General features: G+C 68.5%; 18 protein-coding genes. 10 read left to right on the forward strand and 8 right to left on the reverse strand.

All coding sequences use genetic code 11. The features are described 5' to 3' along the window. Nucleotides 1–5: 5 nt before the first annotated feature. The gene (locus NP777_RS06360) at nucleotides 6–995 is read right to left on the reverse strand and encodes an ABC transporter substrate-binding protein (protein WP_256649044.1); all 990 of its coding nucleotides are present in this window, start codon (nucleotides 993–995) and stop codon (nucleotides 6–8) included. 298 nt (nucleotides 996–1,293) lie between these two features. After that, nucleotides 1,294–2,196, reverse strand: a complete 903-nt coding sequence (locus tag NP777_RS06365) for an IclR family transcriptional regulator (protein WP_256649045.1) — start codon at nucleotides 2,194–2,196, stop codon at nucleotides 1,294–1,296. A 615-nt stretch (nucleotides 2,197–2,811) separates the two neighbouring features. On the opposite strand from NP777_RS06365, the gene NP777_RS06370 reads away from it, so the two are divergent. The 5 genes from NP777_RS06370 (at nucleotide 2,812) to NP777_RS06390 (ending at nucleotide 7,138) form a co-directional block, all read left to right on the forward strand. After that, nucleotides 2,812–4,287, forward strand: a complete 1,476-nt coding sequence (locus NP777_RS06370; RefSeq protein ID WP_256649046.1) for a 2-hydroxymuconic semialdehyde dehydrogenase — start codon at nucleotides 2,812–2,814, stop codon at nucleotides 4,285–4,287. Between the two features lie 66 nt (nucleotides 4,288–4,353). Then, nucleotides 4,354–5,118, forward strand: coding sequence for a 2-keto-4-pentenoate hydratase (locus NP777_RS06375; protein ID WP_256649047.1), 765 nt, complete (start codon nucleotides 4,354–4,356; stop codon nucleotides 5,116–5,118). Further along, nucleotides 5,119–5,544 carry a RidA family protein gene (locus tag NP777_RS06380; protein WP_256649048.1) on the forward strand — a complete coding sequence of 142 codons (426 nt, stop codon included), beginning with the start codon at nucleotides 5,119–5,121 and terminating at the stop codon, nucleotides 5,542–5,544. Nucleotides 5,545–5,619: 75 nt separating this feature from the next. Next, nucleotides 5,620–6,141, forward strand: a complete 522-nt coding sequence (locus tag NP777_RS06385; protein ID WP_256649049.1) for a 3-hydroxyanthranilate 3,4-dioxygenase — start codon at nucleotides 5,620–5,622, stop codon at nucleotides 6,139–6,141. 1 nt (nucleotide 6,142) lies between these two features. Continuing rightward, nucleotides 6,143–7,138, forward strand: a complete 996-nt coding sequence (locus NP777_RS06390) for an amidohydrolase family protein (RefSeq protein ID WP_256649050.1) — start codon at nucleotides 6,143–6,145, stop codon at nucleotides 7,136–7,138. A gap of 270 nt (nucleotides 7,139–7,408) precedes the next feature. Here NP777_RS06390 and NP777_RS06395 read toward each other — a convergent pair whose 3' ends face one another. Beyond that, nucleotides 7,409–8,365, reverse strand: coding sequence for a LysR substrate-binding domain-containing protein (locus NP777_RS06395; protein ID WP_256649051.1), 957 nt, complete (start codon nucleotides 8,363–8,365; stop codon nucleotides 7,409–7,411). A gap of 147 nt (nucleotides 8,366–8,512) precedes the next feature. Between NP777_RS06395 and NP777_RS48440 the strand changes: the two genes are divergently transcribed. Then, on the forward strand, nucleotides 8,513–8,707 hold the full coding sequence (locus NP777_RS48440) for an ABC transporter substrate-binding protein (RefSeq protein WP_391858465.1): 195 nt from the start codon (nucleotides 8,513–8,515) through the stop codon (nucleotides 8,705–8,707). Between the two features lie 130 nt (nucleotides 8,708–8,837). Here NP777_RS48440 and NP777_RS06405 read toward each other — a convergent pair whose 3' ends face one another. Further along, nucleotides 8,838–11,450: a SpoIIE family protein phosphatase gene (locus NP777_RS06405; RefSeq protein ID WP_256649053.1), complete on the reverse strand. Its 2,613-nt coding sequence runs from the start codon at nucleotides 11,448–11,450 to the stop codon at nucleotides 8,838–8,840. 556 nt (nucleotides 11,451–12,006) lie between these two features. Then, nucleotides 12,007–12,324, reverse strand: coding sequence for a hypothetical protein (locus NP777_RS06410; RefSeq protein ID WP_256649054.1), 318 nt, complete (start codon nucleotides 12,322–12,324; stop codon nucleotides 12,007–12,009). On the opposite strand from NP777_RS06410, the gene NP777_RS48445 reads away from it, so the two are divergent. After that, nucleotides 12,226–12,636 carry an oxidoreductase gene (locus NP777_RS48445; protein WP_391858466.1) on the forward strand — a complete coding sequence of 137 codons (411 nt, stop codon included), beginning with the start codon at nucleotides 12,226–12,228 and terminating at the stop codon, nucleotides 12,634–12,636. The genes NP777_RS06410 and NP777_RS48445 overlap by 99 nt on opposite strands. Before the next feature lie 861 nt (nucleotides 12,637–13,497). Here NP777_RS48445 and NP777_RS06420 read toward each other — a convergent pair. Further along, the gene (locus tag NP777_RS06420) at nucleotides 13,498–13,854 is read right to left on the reverse strand and encodes a histone-like nucleoid-structuring protein Lsr2 (RefSeq protein WP_256649056.1); all 357 of its coding nucleotides are present in this window, start codon (nucleotides 13,852–13,854) and stop codon (nucleotides 13,498–13,500) included. Between the two features lie 295 nt (nucleotides 13,855–14,149). Here NP777_RS06420 and NP777_RS48450 point away from each other — a divergent pair, with 295 nt between their 5' ends. Further along, complete coding sequence (locus tag NP777_RS48450; protein WP_391858461.1) at nucleotides 14,150–14,386, forward strand: hypothetical protein; 237 nt, start codon at nucleotides 14,150–14,152, stop codon at nucleotides 14,384–14,386. Nucleotides 14,387–14,412: 26 nt separating this feature from the next. Here NP777_RS48450 and def read toward each other — a convergent pair whose 3' ends face one another. Continuing rightward, nucleotides 14,413–14,955: a peptide deformylase gene (gene def, locus NP777_RS06430; protein WP_256649057.1), complete on the reverse strand. Its 543-nt coding sequence runs from the start codon at nucleotides 14,953–14,955 to the stop codon at nucleotides 14,413–14,415. 424 nt (nucleotides 14,956–15,379) lie between these two features. Continuing rightward, nucleotides 15,380–16,000 (reverse strand): TetR/AcrR family transcriptional regulator, encoded by a 621-nt coding sequence (locus NP777_RS06435; RefSeq protein ID WP_256649058.1) that lies wholly within the window; start codon nucleotides 15,998–16,000, stop codon nucleotides 15,380–15,382. 191 nt (nucleotides 16,001–16,191) lie between these two features. Here NP777_RS06435 and NP777_RS06440 point away from each other — a divergent pair, with 191 nt between their 5' ends. Beyond that, nucleotides 16,192–16,653 (forward strand): cupin domain-containing protein, encoded by a 462-nt coding sequence (locus NP777_RS06440; RefSeq protein ID WP_256649059.1) that lies wholly within the window; start codon nucleotides 16,192–16,194, stop codon nucleotides 16,651–16,653. Continuing rightward, nucleotides 16,650–16,994 (forward strand): hypothetical protein, encoded by a 345-nt coding sequence (locus NP777_RS06445; protein WP_256649060.1) that lies wholly within the window; start codon nucleotides 16,650–16,652, stop codon nucleotides 16,992–16,994. The genes NP777_RS06440 and NP777_RS06445 overlap by 4 nt, the downstream gene beginning before the upstream one ends. The last annotated feature ends 52 nt before the right edge of the window (nucleotides 16,995–17,046 follow it).

The raw sequence follows: 17,046 nt of genomic DNA on the forward strand, positions 1-17,046 counted from the left end.
CTTCCTCAGATCCGGGCGACGTCCAGGGTCGAGGCCGGGAACAGGTCCTCGACGGCGGGGCGATCGGGAATGAGTCCCTGTTCGTGGGCGTAGCGCACAAACCTCTCGAGGGTGCGGCGATTGCGTTCCACCCCGTAGGGCCAGAAGTCACGGGTGCCGAAGACCTGCTCGGTCTCCTCGGCCTCGGCCATCAGCCAGGGCAGCGTGCACTTGGCGGCCACGGGCTCGAACACGTCATGGAGGGCGATCGCCTTGGCCTCCTCGAACCCCTTCATGAGCGAGCGCGCGAGCCACGGGTGTGCATCCAGCACATCTGTGCGGATGACCACGGTATGCATGATCGGGAAGATCCCGGTCCGCTGGTAGTAAGCCTGTTCCTCGCGCCGGTAGTCCGGGAACAGGCGCTGGACATGCTCCGCCCCTTCCGCGAACCCGACGGGAGCGTGTGCGGTGTAGAGCGCGTCGATCTCGCCTCGCTCCAGGAGTGCCGAGAGCGTGTCGTCCGGTGCGATCGGCGACAGGTCGATGCCCTCGGGCCGGCGCAGCGCGCTGTCCTGGCGTCCCGGTTCGGTCAGTCCGCCCTGGTGATAGCTCACCGCGTCAAGGGGAACGCCGTAGTCGTCGGCGAGCATGCCGCGGATCCACACGCCGGCCGTCTGCTGGTACTCCGGCACCCCCACGCGCTTGCCCACCAGGTCCGACGGTTCCTTGATGCCGCTGCGACGGTTCACATAGATCGCGGAGTGGCGGAACATCCGGGAGGGGAAGACGGGAATCGCGGCCATGTGCCGCCGCTGGGCGAAGAAGGACCCGAGGTACCAGGCGAAGCTCATCTCCGAGACATGGAACTCGGCATGGCGGAACATGCGGTGAAAACTCTCGGGCATCTCCATCGGCATGTAGTTCAGGTCGACGCCCTCAACGGTGACGCGACCGTCGATGAGTGCCCGCGTGCGGTCGTAATCCCAACAGGCCAGGTCAATGGGCAAACCCATGTCGTGTGACTCCTTAACTCGGCGCCTGGCCGCGCGGGGCTGCCGCTGCGTCCAGCGCGAGCCGCGCCCCGGCGCCGGTCACACCGTCCGTGCCGGGGGGCCGTCCGCACGCACCCTTGAGTACGGCGCCGGTACCCAGTGGGGCACGGTCAGCGGTCATCGGGCTGTACCTCCCGCGGCGTCAGCCGTGCCGGCCCGGAGCGTGGCACGGTTCCTTGTCCGCGACGCTACGGCTTTGACCCGTGACCGGTGACCAATCTTCTGCTCTCGGGAAAGTGGGCCTGCCCGGATCCGGCTTTCAGCCAGTGGCGCTGAGCCCGTGGGCGCGCAGCTCACGTTCGAGTTCGCGTCGGGTGTGGTGCATGAGCTCGATCGCGTTGCTCTCGAACAGCGAGCGGAAGCGGGTCCGGGGGGTCGCGACGGAGAACGCGGCCATCACCGTCGGACGGTGGGCGACGATCACCATGCCGACATCGGCGACGCCGGCTTCGGTTTGCTCGACGCTGATGGCATGCCCGTTGCGGCGGACGAGGCCGAGTTCGGTGAGCAGGGCACCGAAGGTCCGTTCGTCGAGTTGTTCGCCGACGAGTTCGGAATCGGTGCCGCGGTACAGACGCCGGAGGGTGGGGCGATCGAGTTCGGCGAGCAGGGCCTTGCCGCCGGCGGTGTACCGCGCGGGCAGCACGGCGCCCTGGCGGTCGCCGATCCGGAGGATGTTGTCGGCCTCGATGCTGAGGAGGAACCGGACTCGGGCGCGGCCCCGGATCATGAGGTTGACCGTTTCACCCAGCTGGTTGGAGAGGTTCTCCAGGTGCGGCGTGGCCAGGTTGCGCAGCTGTCTGGCCCAGCTGAGTCCGGCCGGCCCGTTGCCCATCCCCGGTCCGGGCAGATAGGCGCGGTGTTCGTCCTGGACGGCGAAGCCGCGGTAGACGAGCGTGGACAGCAGCCGGTGGGCGGTGGACTGGGCCACTCCCAGTTCCCGGGCGGCGTCCTTGAGCTGTAGCCGGCCCTCGTCGCGCAGCAACTGCAGCAGCCGCAGGGCGTTGTCGACCGAGGCGACCAGATACGCGGGCCGTTTCTGCGGCTGACCCCCGACTACCGTGCGGAACGAGACCGCCATGGCCTGGGGCTGCATCCGGCCGGGCCGGGGGCAGGCGTCGACTTCCGGCGCTGGGTCGCTCGGCAGGGGGGCGGTCGTCATCCTGACCACTACCTTCCTCGAGTCGTCAGCTGGACCGGTGGGCAGGTCGAGTGACCGTGCCACAGGTGTCCTTCGCCACAGCCTGGACCAAGGAGCCACGGTTGGGCAATGCCGAGGTGAACGCGTTCGACGCATAGCTGAACAGGCATGGCCGGCGACGAAGCAGGCATTGGACGGGTATGGCGGACGGGGTGAGGATGGCCGCGACCGGTCATACGAGACGACACAGGGAGGGCGGTGCCGGCGACGTGGTCCCCGATCAGGACAGTGCGGCATCAGCCGGGGTTCGCCCCGGTGGCGAGTCATCCTGGTGCGGTCGGCCGCATGGCGCCGCATCGGTCTCGCGGGGGCGCCCTGGGGCTCACGTCAGGGGGCCGTCCGGTTCGGCGACGCCGCCGGGGCACCTTCCCGCGGTAGCCGGTGGCGGGCAGCCATGTCAGGGCGGTGAGCGGAGCAAGTCCTGGTGATCCGACATCAGTCGGTGATCCGGCATCAGTCCGCGCAACGGATGCCGACGCCCTGCGCGGGCAGATCCGCTTCCCCGGCCTCCGGCCTCCACGACCCCCGGCGGCAACGGTGGGCCGGGGCATCAGTCGAGAAACGGAAAGCGGGCACATGACGACACACAGCCTGCGGTGGATCCGCAACTTCGTCGACGGACGGTTCGTCGACCCCGACATCACACGTGGCTTCGACAACGTCGACCCGGCGACCGGGCGGGTGGACGCCCTTGTCCACGAGGCCGACCGGTCCCTGGTGGACCGTGCGGTGCGATCGGCCCGGCGGGCACTGGACGGCGGCTGGGCCCAGGCCCCGGTGCGGGAACGGACCGCCCTGCTGCGCCGCGTGGCGGACCGCATCGAGGAACGCTTCGAGGAGTTTGTGGCGGCCGAGGTCGCCGACACCGGCAAGCCGGTCGTCCAGGCGCGGGAGCTGGACGTGGCGCGGGCGGTGGCCAACTTCCGCACCTTCGCCGACGTGGCCGCCGCGGCGGGCCAGGAGTCCTTCCTCACCGACCTCACCGGCGGCCGACAGGCGCTGAACTACGCGGTGCGCAAGCCGCTCGGCGTGGTCGCGGTGATCGTGCCGTGGAACTTGCCGCTGCTCCTGCTCACCTGGAAGGTCGCGCCCGCGCTGGCCTGCGGCAACGCGGTAGTGGTCAAGCCGAGCGAAGAGACCCCCTCGACGGCTGGGCTGCTGGCCGAGGTGCTGGCCGAGGTCGGCCTGCCGCCCGGTGCCTACAACGTGGTCCATGGGTTCGGCGCCGACTCCGCGGGAGAATTCCTGACCTCGCACCCCGGAATCGACGGGGTGACCTTCACCGGGTCCTCCGCGACCGGCTCCCGGGTGATGACGACGGTGGCGCCGCGGGTGCGTCCGGTCTCCTTCGAACTGGGCGGCAAGAACGCGGCGATCGTGTTCGACGATGTGGATCTGGACGAGGCGCTGACCGGACTGACCAGGTCGGTGTTCACCAACACCGGGCAAGTGTGTCTGTGCACCGAGCGGGTCTATGTCCACCGGCGGATCTTCCAGGACGTGGCCGCCGGCCTGGTCGACCGGGCGCGGGCACTGCGGCTCGGCGATCCGTGCGACGAGCACACCACGACCGGACCGCTGATCTCCCAGGCGCACCGGGACAAGGTACGCGGCTACTTCGCCCTCGCCGAGCAGGCCGGAGCCACCGTGCTGACCGGCGGGGGAGTACCGGACCTCGGCGCGACGCTCAAGGGCGGCTCGTGGATCGAGCCGACCCTGTGGACCGGACTGTCGGGCGCGGACCGCCCGGTGCGTGAGGAGATCTTCGGTCCGGTAGCCGCGCTGATGCCCTTCGACACGGAGGAGGAGGCGATCGCGCTGGCGAACGACACCGAGTACGGCCTGGCCTCCTCGGTGTGGACCAACGACCTGCGCCGGGGCCACCGGGTGGCCCAGCGCATGAAGGTCGGCATGTCGTGGGTGAACGCCTGGTTCCTGCGCGATCTGCGTTCGCCCTTCGGCGGCGTCGGCCTGTCCGGCATCGGCCGGGAGGGCGGCGAATCATCCCTGCACTTCTACACCCAACCCACGAATGTGTGCGTGCCACTGTGAAACCGATCGCCGACCCAGCACTCGATCCCGCCCCGCGGCGGGAGCCGACCACCCGGGAGGTGTGCCGTGACCGGTGACGAGGACATCCACTCGCTGGCCCGGCGGCTCGACGACGCGCAGCGGAGGCGGGAGGAGACGTCGAGTCTGGCCGATACGGCCGCTGTCGACGTCAACACCGCCTATGCCGTTCAGGAGGCCCTGCTGGCCCGCCGGACCGGGCGCGGCGAGCGCGTGGTCGGTGTCAAGCTGGGATTCACCAGCAAGGCGAAGATGGCGCAGATGGGCGTCTCCGAGGTGATCGTCGGGCGGCTCACCGACGCGATGCGCGTCGCCGACCGCGGCGAGGCCGATCTGCGCCGGTTCATCCACCCGAAGGCCGAGCCCGAGGTCGCCTACCGGCTCGGGCGTGACATCGGCCCGGACGAGCCCGCGCCGGACATGGAGTCCCTTGTGGACGCCGTCGCGCCGGCCATCGAGATCATCGACTCGCGATACCGGGATTTCCGGTTCACCTACACCGATGTCATAGCCGACAACGCCTCGGCCGCCGGTTTCGTTCTCGGGGCATGGCAATCGGTCCAGGATGTGTCGGACCGGGCGGTGCGGCTGCGGGTGGGCGACCGGGAGGTGGCCGGGTCCACGACGGCGATCCTGGGCGACCCGGCTCGGGCCGTACACGCCCTCCTGACGCTGGCCGGCCGGCGGCGCATCCCGTTGCGGGCCGGCCAGATCGTACTCGCCGGGGCGGCCACCGAGGCCGTCCCGCTGGGGCCCGGACATGTCGAGGCCGAGGTCGCCGGGCTCGGCACAGTGTCGTGGAAGGGAGTCTGAGTGCCCACATCACGGGTCATCGAGGGGCGGGCACGGCCACGTGGCCGCTACCCCCATGTGAAGGTCGTCGGAGACTTGGTCTTCGTGTCCGGCACCAGCTCGCGTCGGCCGGACAACACGTTCGCGGGCGCCGAGGCCGACGAGCTGGGCACCACCAATCTCGACATCCGGGTGCAGACCCGGGCGGTGATCGAGAACCTCCGCGCCATCCTCGCGGAGGTCGGCGCCGGGCTCGGCGACCTCGTCCAGATCACCACGTTTCTGGTGTCGATGAACGACTTCGGCGGCTACAACGAGGTCTACGGCGAGTACTTCGAGGAGTCCGGCCCGGCCCGGACGACCGTCGCGGTGCACCAGCTGCCGCACCCGCACCTGCTCATCGAGATCCAGGCCATCGCCCATGTGCCACACCGCGACCGGCCGTAACCGGTGTGTCCGGCCGTGCCACCACTGACCCAGCGCCGGCCGACGGGCCGCGCGTCCGACTCACGGAGGTGCCAGATGACCGAGATCCCCCCAGTGATCGACTTTCAGGGCTGGATCGAGGAGCACGAACACCTGCTCAAGCCGCCGGTGAACAACCGGACGATGGAGCTGGGCAGGGACTTCATCGTGCAGATCGTCGGTGGGCCCAACCAGCGCACCGACTATCACGTCGACCCCTACGAGGAGTGGTTCTACCAGCTCAAGGGCGACATCCAGGTCAACCTGATGACGGAGAACGGGCCCAAGACCGTGCACATCGAGCAGGGGCACGTCTGGCTGTTGCCCGGCAACATTCCGCACTCCCCACAGCGCCCCGACCCGGATTCCATCGGTGTGGTCATCGAACGGGTCCGCGAAGAAGGCACGCTGGAGAAGTTCCAGTGGTACTGCCCGAACTGCGATGAGCTGATCCACCAGACCGAACTCCAGGTGCGCGACATCGTCGCGGACCTGCCGCCGGTGTTCGCCCGGTTCTACACCGATGAGCAGGCCCGGACCTGCCGGAAGTGCGGCACCCTGCACCCGGGGGTGGGATGAGATGGACGATACGATCGACGTCCACTCCCACTACGTCCCGCGCGGCTGGGCCGACCTGTCCGCGGACGGTGGTGCCGAGGCCCCCTGGCTGAAGGTCGAATCCGAGCAGGACGCGGTGATCATGATGGGCACCCGCGAGTTCCGGCGCATCCAGGCGAACTGCTGGGACCCCGAGGCCCGGCTGGCCGACATGGACGCGGACGGCGTGCGGATCCAGGTGGTGTCCCCGACCCCAGCCTTCTTCAACTACGGGCGCACGGCCGAGCAGGCATGGCGGATCTCCCGGGTGTTCAACGACCTGGCGCTCGGCATAGTCGCAGGCGCGCCGGACCGGCTTCTTCCGTTTTGCCAGGTTCCGCTGCAGGACCCCGATCTGGCCTGCCGAGAGCTCGAACGGTGCATCGCCAACGGACACCGCGGAGTGGAGATCGGGAACCACATCGGTGACCGCGACCTCGACAGCGCGGGAGTGGTGACCTTCCTCCAGCACTGCGCCGCGCTGGACATACCCGTCTTCGTGCATCCCTGGGACATGCCGATCTCGCCGCGGCTGGACCGATGGATGGCGCGCTGGCTCACAGGGATGCCCGCGGAAACGCACCTGTCCATCCTCGCACTCATCCTGGGAGGCGCCTTCGACCGGATCGACGAGTGCCTGAAGATCTGCTTCGCACACGGCGGCGGCTCGTTCGCCTTCTGGCTCGGCCGCATGGAGAACGCCTGGCACGCTCGCCACGACGTCATCGGCACATCGGAATTCCCGCCCTCCCACTACATCGGGCGTTTCCATGTCGACTCGGTGGTCTTCGACGGGCGCGCCCTGCGGCTTCTCATCGACACCGTCGGTGCCGACCGTATCCTGGTCGGCAGCGATTACCCCTACCCACTGGGGGAACGGCCGATCGGCGATGTGGTGCGCAAGAGCGACTTCCTCGACGACACCGCACGGCGCCTGATCGGCCATGCCAACGCGGAGCGTTTCCTCGGCCTGGCATAAGGGGCCCTTGCACGATGGGCGCCCGATGAGGTCGCGTGGTCTGGTGCAGGGGGCACCTCCCAGCGGTAGCTGGGGGAGTATCGCAAGGCGCCATAGCGCGAGGACCCCTTAAGGGGTCTTGGGCACGTCCGGGCGGCGTCGTGGGGCGATGGGCGGCGCCTGACCACCCCCCCGCTCATCGCCCGCACCACCGCTGCGCTCTCCTCGCCGGGCACGCCCCTGCACGGCCTCGCCTCGCTCCGCTATCCACCCGGACCGGCCCAAGACCGCTCAGTGGGCCGGCCCCGCCCCGCCGGGGGCGTCGGCCCCCGTCATCGCCGCGGCGCTGTCCGACAGACAGCGGATCAAGGCCTGGGCGGCGGGGCTCAGCCGACGTGCCTTCGACAGCGTCAGACCGACGCTGTGGCCCACCAGTTCCAGCGGGACGGCCAGCCGGGTGATCCGGCTGTCCTCCCGGGTGATCAGGCTCGGCAGTGCGGCGATGACGTCGGTTTCCAGCAACAGCTGCCGCACAGTGAGGAACGACGTGGTCTCGACGCGATTCGCGGGCAGGGGGATGCCGTGCCGGGCGAAGAACTCCTCCAGTTCGCCGCGCAGGCTCGTTTCCCTCCCCGGCAGGATCCATGGGTACTCGGCCAGCACCGGCGCTTCGACATCCGTCCGGCCGGCCAGCGGATGGGTCGCGCGGACGACGAGCTCGATGGACTCGTCGTAGAGCTTGTGCCGCTCCCAGCGATCGTCGGATGGCGCGGTGAGTCGGCCGACGATCAGGTCGACCCGGCCTGCCTCCGTCTCCACCCGCAGCGCCTCGGGAGACGCCTCCGACACGACGACGGTAAGGTGGGGGCGCTGCCGCTTGAGCATCGCGATCGCATGCGGCAGCAGCACGTTCGAGCCGGCCAGGTGCGTACCGGCCACGACCGTGCCCTGGGTGGCGTCGGCCAGCTCGACGATGTGCCTTCCAGCCTCCGACGCCTGCGCCAGTATCGCCCGGGCATGTTCCGTGAACGCCTCGCCGAAAACCGTCGGTGTGATTCCGCGTGGCCCTCGCTCGAAGAGCTGGACGCCCAGGATGTCCTCCAGCTCGTGCAGGCCGCGGGTAGCCACCGGCTGACTGATGTGCAGCTCGGCCGCGGCACCGACCACACTGTTCTGCCGGGCCAACGCATCGAGCAGCACCAGATGACGGAACTTCAACCGTCCGTCCAAGAGGCGCGGGGTCCTCATCCACTTACCCTAACGACTGGGTGTACTGAGTCTCAAGTTTCGCTCTGAGTTCACTCCTGAAGCGTCCGGGGCCGAAGCCTGCGATGCCGGCGGCGTGCCGTTCGCCTCGACGGGTCATCCACGTCGCCGTAAGCGCCGTTGGCCACCGTGGCCCGGAAGGGAAATCCGGCAACGCAGGCCCATCAGGCCAGTTGGGCGGCGACGCGCCACGAGCTTCTTGAGGGGGCGGTCGATGTTTCGATGTGGAGACCGGCGCCGATGACGCCCGCGACGTGGAGTACCGGATCGGGCCGGCCGTCACCGACGACGACGGTAACAGCGGTAACACGTCCTGCAAGGTGACCCGGACCCGGATCCTCGGCGGGATCATCAATGATCAGCATCGACGCAACTGATGCTCTCCACCAAAGACCGCGTGGGAAACACTGCGCGCACCCATGGACCACCGCAGCCGAAGACGACCACCCAGCCCTCACACGCCGCTGTACTCATCCGAAAGCGACTGTTCGGCCCAGATGACCTTGCCGTTCGGGGTGTAGCGAGTACCCCAGCGTTCGGCCAACTGGGCGACGAGGAAGAGACCGCGCCCACCTTCATCCGTGGTCTCGGCATACCGCAGATGAGGGGAAGTGCTGCTGCCGTCGGAGATCTCGCAGATCAGTTTGCGATCCAGCAGCAACCGCACGCTGATCGGGCCGGTGGCGTAGCGGATGGCGTTGGTGATCAGCTCGCTGAGGATCAGTTCGGTGATGAAACCAAGGTCCTCCAGTCCCCATCGGACAAGCTGGTCCGCGACGGTGGCGCGCATCTGTGCGACGGCCGCGGGGTCGCGGGGCACGTCCCAACGCGCGATCTGGTGCATGGGCAGCGCGTGGGTGCGGGCCACCAGAAGTGCGATGTCATCGGTGAAGCGACGGGGCAGCAGGGCTCCGATTACCGCGCCACACGTCTCTTCCGGTTCTCTGTTCACGTGGCTCAAGGCGTTGCCGAGGATGTCCAGGCTCTCGTCGATGTCCCTGTCGCGGTCCTCGACCAGGCCATCGGTGTAGAGAACGAGTTTGCTGCCCTCGGGTATATCCACTTCGGTGGTCGCGAAGGGGAAACCGCCCAGTCCCAGCGGTGGCCCCGCCGGCAGCTCGAGAAATTCGACCCTGCAATCGGGGTAGACCAGGGCAGGAGGCGGGTGGCCGGCCCTTGCCATGGTGCAGCGTCGTTCCACCGGGTCGTAGATGGCGTAGAGACAGGTTGCTCCGAGGGTCGCGTCGTCGGCTTCCGCCCTCCCCTCACCGCGGCCTTCGCCCCCGTCGTCCAGTTCATCCAGACGTGCGAGGAGTTCGTCCGGCGGCAGATCAAGCGTTGAGAAGTTACGGACAGCAGTGCGCAGACGACCCATGGTGGCCGCGGCGTGCAAGCCCTGTCCGACCACGTCTCCCACAACCAGCGCGACCCGTGCGCCTGGCAGGGGGATGACGTCGAACCAGTCGCCGCCGACATCCTGGGCGGGCAGGTAGCGGTAAGCGATGTCAAGGGCATTCTGCTCCGGCAGGTCCCTCGGCAGCAGACTGCGCTGCAATGTCACGGCCATGGCATGTTCTCGGGTGTACCGGCGTGCATTGTCGATACACACAGCGGCGCGAACAGCCAGCTCCTGGGCCAGGACCAGGTCGTCCTGGTCAAAGGTCTCGAGCTTCTGCGAACGCCAGAAACTCGCAACACCCAGGGCCACCCCGCGAGCACACAGAGGTGCGGCGATGACGGAGCGGCTCTCTGTGTCGGTGAGCTGCCCGGTGCTTTGAGGTTGTTGTGTTCGGCTGCCGGGGGCCGTGTGTGCGTCAGGCTCGATGATCGCGTGTCCCAGGTTCAGGCACCTGGCCTGGGGAGCGGAAGAGGCGAACTCGGTCGGTCCACCCGTCCGGTTCGGCGGAATGTCTTCGCGGATGCCTCTGGCAGCGACACGGCGCAGCTGCTTTTCGATGTCCGTGGGCTCCTCGCCGAGCAGGATGGGCTCGGCGAGATCAACGGTGACGAAGTCGGCGAACTGTGGCACCGCCACCTCGGCCAGCTCCTCGGCCGTCCGGGTCACATCAAGCGTGGTGCCGATGCCCGCACTGGCGTCATACAGCGCCTTCAAGCGGTCCCGCGCCGCTTTCGCCCTGCCGGAGAGCGCCTGAAGCTCCGTGGAGTCACGTATGGTCGCAACGCTGCCCGGGGGACCTCCGTATCGGTCCAGGGAACGCTGGTTGACGGCAAGCACTCGACCGCCGCCCGCCAAATGCACCTCGTCGGTGGCCTCACGTCCCGAGGCCAGCAGCTCAGCTGTCGCCAGGGCGAGGCCGAGTTCCCGCACTGGGCGCCCCTCGCAGCGGAGAGGAAGGCCGAGCAAGCGCCGCGCCTCGTCATTGGCCAAGAGCAGACAACCGTCGGCGTCGACGATGACGACGCCTTCCCGGGCGGCATGCAGGACCGCATCATGGTGCTCATACAGACGGGTGATCTCCGTCGGTCCGAGGTTCCGGGTCTGACGCATCAGCCGCCGGCTTAGCACCGCCGCCCCGCCCGTGGTAACGGCCACGGCGGCAGCGGCGGCACCGAACACGCCCGGCAGATGTCGAGCCACCATGCTGTTGACGTTTCCTACCGTAACGCTGGCGCCGACCGCGCCGACCACGGAGCCATCTCGGTCCTTCACAGGGACAAGAGCCGAGAACACCGGACCGAGAGTGCCATGCCCGGCCTCGGTCCTGACCGTCCGCCCGGCCAGCAGGGGGGCCATCTGCTGCGCTGTCCAGCGCTGGCCGATGACCTTGGGCTGAGGATGCGTATAGCGGACGCCGTCCCGATTCACAATGACGATGGCCGCGACGCCGGAGCTCTTTCTGGCCGCCTCGGTCCGCGGCTGCAGGACCGCCGTCGGACGGGGCGACTTCAGAGCTTCGACGATTCCCGGCGAGTGAGCGAAACCCTCCGCGATGGCGAGTGAGCGGTCGGAGGCGTTTTGTGTGGTCTCGCGCTGAACCGTCACCACCAACAGCAGGACGGCTCCCACCGCCAGCACCATGATGATCGCCACCTGCAGCACGAACATCTGGCCGACCACACTGCGCACACCCAGCAGCAGGCCTCTCCAGCGCCCCCGCACAGGCCCGCCCCCGGGCGGAACCTCGGAAGATCTTGAACGACCGAAAAAACTCACTACCCATCCCACACTACTCGGGATTACTCTTGTACCATCTTGCACCCATTTGGGGGTGCTACGGCGATCCAGGATGAGGCGCGCCGGCCCACATCTGCTCGCGCTGCCGCCCTGCACGGGGAGTGCCTGCCCCTGAAGGGTGTATTTATCGCCGTACCGTGGTTGACCTGGGGCTTTGCGATCGCCCGAGTATGGGCATGATCACTGATTGTGGGTCGGCGACTGATCTGCCTGATCTGACCTGGCACCGCCGTTTGGTGCGCCGGAAGCGGCGCCAGGCGGCGGTCGGACCCGGTCGGCCCCGTTGCCGGAAGAGACTGCGGCGCTCGTCCAGCGCCTGGTGCGAGAGAACCCGGCCCGGGGATACGTCAGGATTCAAGGTGAGCTGCGGCGGCATGGCCATCGGGTTGCCGCCACCACGATCCGGCGCGTCCTGCGCTGCCTCGGTCTACACCGACACCCCCGGCCCGCACGACACGGCGCTGGTCGCGTCCTGGCGCCCGGTCACCGACGCAGTGCACGAGGCGGCCGTGACAGCCACCCCGAACTCCTCGGCGGCGGGCTGCATCCGCTCGCGCCGTCCGCGTACGGCGCCGAAGGCGTCGTGCGTGTCCACGGCGGCGAACCGGCCGTGCGCAAGCCGTACCCGATGCCGCAAGTCCTGACCATGCGGGGCATCGCGGATACCATCGCCGACTTCGCCGATGCGGCCGCGAACGCGTTCGACGCCGGGTTCGACGCCGGGATCGACGGTGTGGAGCTGCATGGAGCCTACGGTTGCCTCCTTCAGCAGTTCCCCCGGCAACGCCAACGGCCGCACCGACCGCTACGGTGGCAGCGTCGCCGGGCGCGTCCGGTTCCCGCTCGACCTCGTCGAGCCGTCGCCGTGCGCATCGGATCCGAGCGGCTCGCACCGCGGATCTCCCCTGGCCGCGCCGCGTTCGGCCTCGCCGAGCGGTATCAAGATCATGCTCAAGCGGCGGGGCCTGTCCGCCGGGTGAAGGTGTGCATGCGCATCGGTGGCGGCACAACTTCGCTCACGAGTGGAAACGGGCCCGCAGGGGACTTGGTGACTTGATGCTGCTGTTGGGCTGGATCTTTCCGAGGACATGCCCCTCTACTACGGCGCCGGCGCGGCCGCCGAACGCGCCCAAGGAGACCCACCAGCGGATGGGAATCGGCGAGAATATCTAACGGCGACACACCGACGGCGACGGGCCCCGGACGCTCGCTGGGCCGCGCGCCGACTTTCCGGACGGTCACCGTCATCATGGCGGCCGTCGTCGGTGGCGGCGCCTTTGGTCGCACCGGCGGCTCGCCGCCCTGGCACGGCCGCCCCCGGCTACCGCTGGGAGGTGCCCCCGGCGGCGTTGCCGAACCGACCGAGTAGGCCCTCCCCCAGACTTCGTCCGGGCGGTGCCCCCGCGAGGCCGATTCGGCGCCTTGCGGCTGACCGCACCAGGACGCCTGGCTACCGGGCAAACCTTGACTGACGCGGCACCAGCGCACGCGTCTCCTGCGCCGTCCTCAGCTTCTGTGATCCGGTCATGGGCCCAATTGTCGCGTTGCGACGACACCTCAGCCGGACTTGTGAACGCGGCGGCCGGCGTATCGGAGTCGGCGGGCTGATTCTCGTCGACGACCAGCAGCACCTCCTGCCCAGGAGGATGAGTGATGTCTGAGCAGAGGAAAGGTGGGCCGGTGTGGGAAGGGCGATCGACTATCAGTATTGCTGACTGGGTCGCTGCGCAGTTGGCGCGGGTCCTGAGCCGGGCGAGCGGCAACGTGGCGCGCTGGCGGGCCTCTTCAACAGGGAGCGACCGTCGAGCCCCTCGGGCAGAGGGCCCGCCCACAGAGAACGAGGACCCTTCCCCGGGATACTCGGGAAGGGTCCTCGCCAGGCGTCGGGGACCGTAGTCCCGCGGAAGGAGGCCGCCTATCAGTTGGCCTTCACATACGCCTCACGGACGGTCGCCGAAACCCGGCCACGGTCGCTGACCTCGTAGCCGTTCTCCTTGGCCCAGGCCCGGATTTCGGCAGTGTCCTGACCTCCCGCCGGGGTTGTGGACCGGCGTTTCCCCCTGGCGGCAGAGCCGTGTGTGACGCTCCCACGTACGCGACGAGCGCCCTTGGCGTTCAGATAGGGACTCAACGCCTCCAAGAGCTGGTCGTAGTTCTGGGATGACAGGTCAAGTTCAACCCCAGCCCCATCGATCAGGACGGTGTGGGTGCTGATCTCTTCCGATTCCTCACCAGTGAGATCATCTACGTACGTGGTGACAACTTTCTGGGCCATGCTCAGGATGATAAACCAACGAGACCATGGTGTGAATGAAATCCTGATGGACCAGAACCAGGGACGCCACCCGTACATGGCACTGAGTGGCCCAGATGCCCCATTCGCCGACAACACCGCTGACGAACGCCGCGTCATGGCGGGCGACTTAGGTGGGCTTATCCAAATACAGTCACCCGTGTGTCCGTCGGAGTGGGCGGTGGGCGGCTCTCTCTTCTTCCCGGCTGCGTCGGCAGATCGGCCGTGCGCTTGCCGAATACCTCATCCGTGCAGGTCACCCGGCATTCCTGTATTCGTGGAGGATGCCGCCAAGTCGGTCGTGGCGTCGTATGCCGAGGTGGCTCAGCTGGTCGGGATCGTCGATTGGTGTGGCGCCCAGGACCCGGATGCGGCGACCGCTGTGTTCGACCACCGCGAGTACGTACACCCGCGCGCCGGACAGGGTGACCGCCTCAAAGAAGTCTCAGGCCGGGCGCTGGAGTCCCCCAAGGCGCTGCTGTCAGCAGACGGACGTGCGGAAATCGGTGCCTGAACGCTTTCTGCGCAGTCGGCCGCGCTCTACTGGTGTGGTGACTGTTTGATCCTTGCCATGACATCCGCGTCGAACCAGTCGGCCGCGCGCAGCGTGGCCATCCACTGTTCCCGCATCTCAGGGGTCAGCCTGTCGATGAACATCACGCCATCCAGGTGATCAGTCTCGTGCTGGATGCAGCGGGCCAGCATCCCGTCCCCGACGACCTGGACCGGGTCGCCCTTCATGGTGAAGCCCTTCGCGACGACGTTCATCCGACGCCTGGTGTCCAGGTAGACGCCGGGGATGGACAGGCATCCCTCCATGCCGTCCTGTTCCTCCTCGTCCGGGAAGTCCAGGACGGGATTGACCAGATGGTCCAGATCGCCGTCGGACAACTTGGGGCTCCAGACGAACACGCGGAGCCCGACACCGAGTTGGGGAGCGGCAAGCCCGGCCCCTTTGCTGTCGCTCAGCGTCTCGCGCAGGTCGCCGACTAATGTGCCCAATTCGGCATCGAAGTCAGTTATCGGCTTGGCCGGCTCCCGTAGCACCGGGTCACCGAGTTTCCTGATCGAAATAACCGTCATATGGACCTCTCCTTATCGAACGGACATCATATGTGTTCGATGATTGTAGCTGTATCGGGCCGGTCGGACTCGGCCGAGACGGTGTCAAGAAACGAGCCGGTTCGGCCGGTGCTCTGACGAAGTCCCAACGTGCGTATCGATATCGCAGAACGCAATGCGGCCGAGGCGTATTCGCTTCTGCGGTCGCTGTGCATTCCAGCCGGCCCTCGTGCGTGGACAGGTAGGTGATGACCCCGACCGGCCGGGTACCCGGCCGGGCCGCGGTGAAGTCGCGGCCGAGCGGGTCCGGGGCCGGGCGTGCCCGCTCGTCGGGCCGTGTCAGCGAGCGGCGTCTTCGGCGCGTCACTCCGGCGATTCCCGCGAAGGACGGCCGAAGCGTCAGTCAGTCGGAGAGTCGGACCGCCGGGTGATGCCGTGGCAATCCTCACCGTCGGTCGGCGGCGGGGGTGATCGTCGCGACCGCCGCCGCGGTGGTGCGGCGGGCGGTCGCCACGAGACCGGCGACCGCCTCCTGGGGGCCGAGTCCGCACAGGTCGATCAGGGTGAACAGCGACTCGGCGCTGATCACGACGGCGAGGTCGCGCACCAGTTGGGCGACGGCCTCGTGACCCGCGAGACCGTTCCGCTCGACCCACGGGGCCAGCGCGTGCTCGATCAGCCCGAAGCGGTGGGCGGGCCGCTCCTTGGCGGTCTCGGGTTTCGCGATGGTCGAGGAGACCAGTGCCCGTACGGCCCCCTCCCGGCGCAGCACCGCCCGGCCGAGGATCTCCGCGGCCTGGCCGATCCGTTCGACCGGGTCGTCGCCCTCGGCGACCGAGCGCAACACCGCGACCTGGTCCTCCACCAGCACCGCGGCACGCAGCAGCGAGACCAGGTCGGGGAAGTGGCGGTAGGCGGTCGCCTCCGAGACCCGGGCCTCCGCCGCGATCGCCGACATCCTGATCTCCGCGCCGCTGTCGGCGAGTTCGCGGGCGGCGGCGACGATCGCGGACCGGGTGCGCTCCATCTGGTTCGTCCGCCGATGCGACCGGCCCTGCTCGGCCATGGTGACCCCTCTCCGCCGGCCTCCGCCGGCCCCTGTCAGCCTCCGTCGGCCCTCGTCGACCGCGACACCCGTGACCGTATCGCACAACTCTCGCGAAGAGAGTTACCTCTCTTCATGAGAGTCGACTTGCATGAAGTCCGGGTTCGATCTTAGAGTCCCGGCAACGGCAACCACCAGTCAGGGGAGGCTTCATGACCGCGGTGTCGATCACCGGTCCAGGCGAGGGCGAACTCATCGTCAGCGGACCGTCGCAGATCCGGATCCTGGAGGACGGCAGCAACACCCAACACCGCCTGGGCATGGGGGAGATCACCATTCCCCCGCACACACCGGGCCCCCCGCAGCACCGCCACGCGCAGCACGACGAGGGGTTCTACGTGCTCTCGGGCACCGTGCGGTTCACCGTCGGGGAGGAACACCACGACGCGGTGGCCGGCACCTGGGTGATGGTCCCGCCCGGCGCGCCACACACCTTCGCCAACCCGGGCGACGAGACCGCCGTCATGCTCAACACCTTCACGCCGGACCTGTACGTGCAGTACTTCCGCGATCTCAGGGACATGGTCGAGGCGGGCCGACCCCTGACCCACGACTCGCTGGCCGAGGTCTGGACGAAGTACGGCACCGAGCCGTCCACGGAGTACGCCTCATGACCGTGCTGCTGGCAGCCAACACCCTCGCCGCCGTCGCCGGGATCGCCTTCGCGCTCGTGGGAGGGGTGCGCCCGGCGGCCCTGAGTGACAGCGGCGCCCCCTCTGGCGGTGAACGGTTCTACGGCTGGATGTACGCCGTGCGGGGAGTTCCGCTCGGGGTGGCCGCCGCCGTCGCCCCGCTGGTGTGGACGGGAGCCGTCTGCTCCCTCGTGCTGTACACCGCCGCCGCGGCACAGGTCGGGGACGCGGCGATCGGGATCGCCACCCGGAAGTGGACGATGATCGTGGGCGCCGCGGTCGCGGCGGTGCTCCACGTGGCCACGGCAGTCGCGATCCGGTAGGCCCCGCCGGGCCGAGTCGGGTCGGGTCGGGCCGACGCCGAGCTGGTCGTCG

It is taken from the genome of Streptomyces rugosispiralis (genome assembly GCF_024505145.1).
Classification (GTDB): Bacteria; Actinomycetota; Actinomycetes; order Streptomycetales; family Streptomycetaceae; genus Streptomyces; species Streptomyces rugosispiralis.

Coding starts and splice junctions, on each gene's coding strand:
- NP777_RS06360 (WP_256649044.1), bottom strand. CDS start 995: ATGGGTTTGCCCATTGACCTGGCCTGTTGGGATTACGACCGCACGCGG.
- NP777_RS06365 (WP_256649045.1), bottom strand. CDS start 2,196: ATGACGACCGCCCCCCTGCCGAGCGACCCAGCGCCGGAAGTCGACGCC.
- NP777_RS06370 (WP_256649046.1), top strand. CDS start 2,812: ATGACGACACACAGCCTGCGGTGGATCCGCAACTTCGTCGACGGACGG.
- NP777_RS06385 (WP_256649049.1), top strand. CDS start 5,620: ATGACCGAGATCCCCCCAGTGATCGACTTTCAGGGCTGGATCGAGGAG.
- NP777_RS06390 (WP_256649050.1), top strand. CDS start 6,143: ATGGACGATACGATCGACGTCCACTCCCACTACGTCCCGCGCGGCTGG.
- NP777_RS06395 (WP_256649051.1), bottom strand. CDS start 8,365: ATGAGGACCCCGCGCCTCTTGGACGGACGGTTGAAGTTCCGTCATCTG.
- NP777_RS06405 (WP_256649053.1), bottom strand. CDS start 11,450: ATGTTCGTGCTGCAGGTGGCGATCATCATGGTGCTGGCGGTGGGAGCC.
- NP777_RS48445 (WP_391858466.1), top strand. CDS start 12,226: ATGCGGGGCATCGCGGATACCATCGCCGACTTCGCCGATGCGGCCGCG.
- NP777_RS06410 (WP_256649054.1), bottom strand. CDS start 12,324: ATGCAGCTCCACACCGTCGATCCCGGCGTCGAACCCGGCGTCGAACGC.
- NP777_RS06420 (WP_256649056.1), bottom strand. CDS start 13,854: ATGGCCCAGAAAGTTGTCACCACGTACGTAGATGATCTCACTGGTGAG.
- def (WP_256649057.1), bottom strand. CDS start 14,955: ATGACGGTTATTTCGATCAGGAAACTCGGTGACCCGGTGCTACGGGAG.
- NP777_RS06435 (WP_256649058.1), bottom strand. CDS start 16,000: ATGGCCGAGCAGGGCCGGTCGCATCGGCGGACGAACCAGATGGAGCGC.
- NP777_RS06440 (WP_256649059.1), top strand. CDS start 16,192: ATGACCGCGGTGTCGATCACCGGTCCAGGCGAGGGCGAACTCATCGTC.
- NP777_RS06445 (WP_256649060.1), top strand. CDS start 16,650: ATGACCGTGCTGCTGGCAGCCAACACCCTCGCCGCCGTCGCCGGGATC.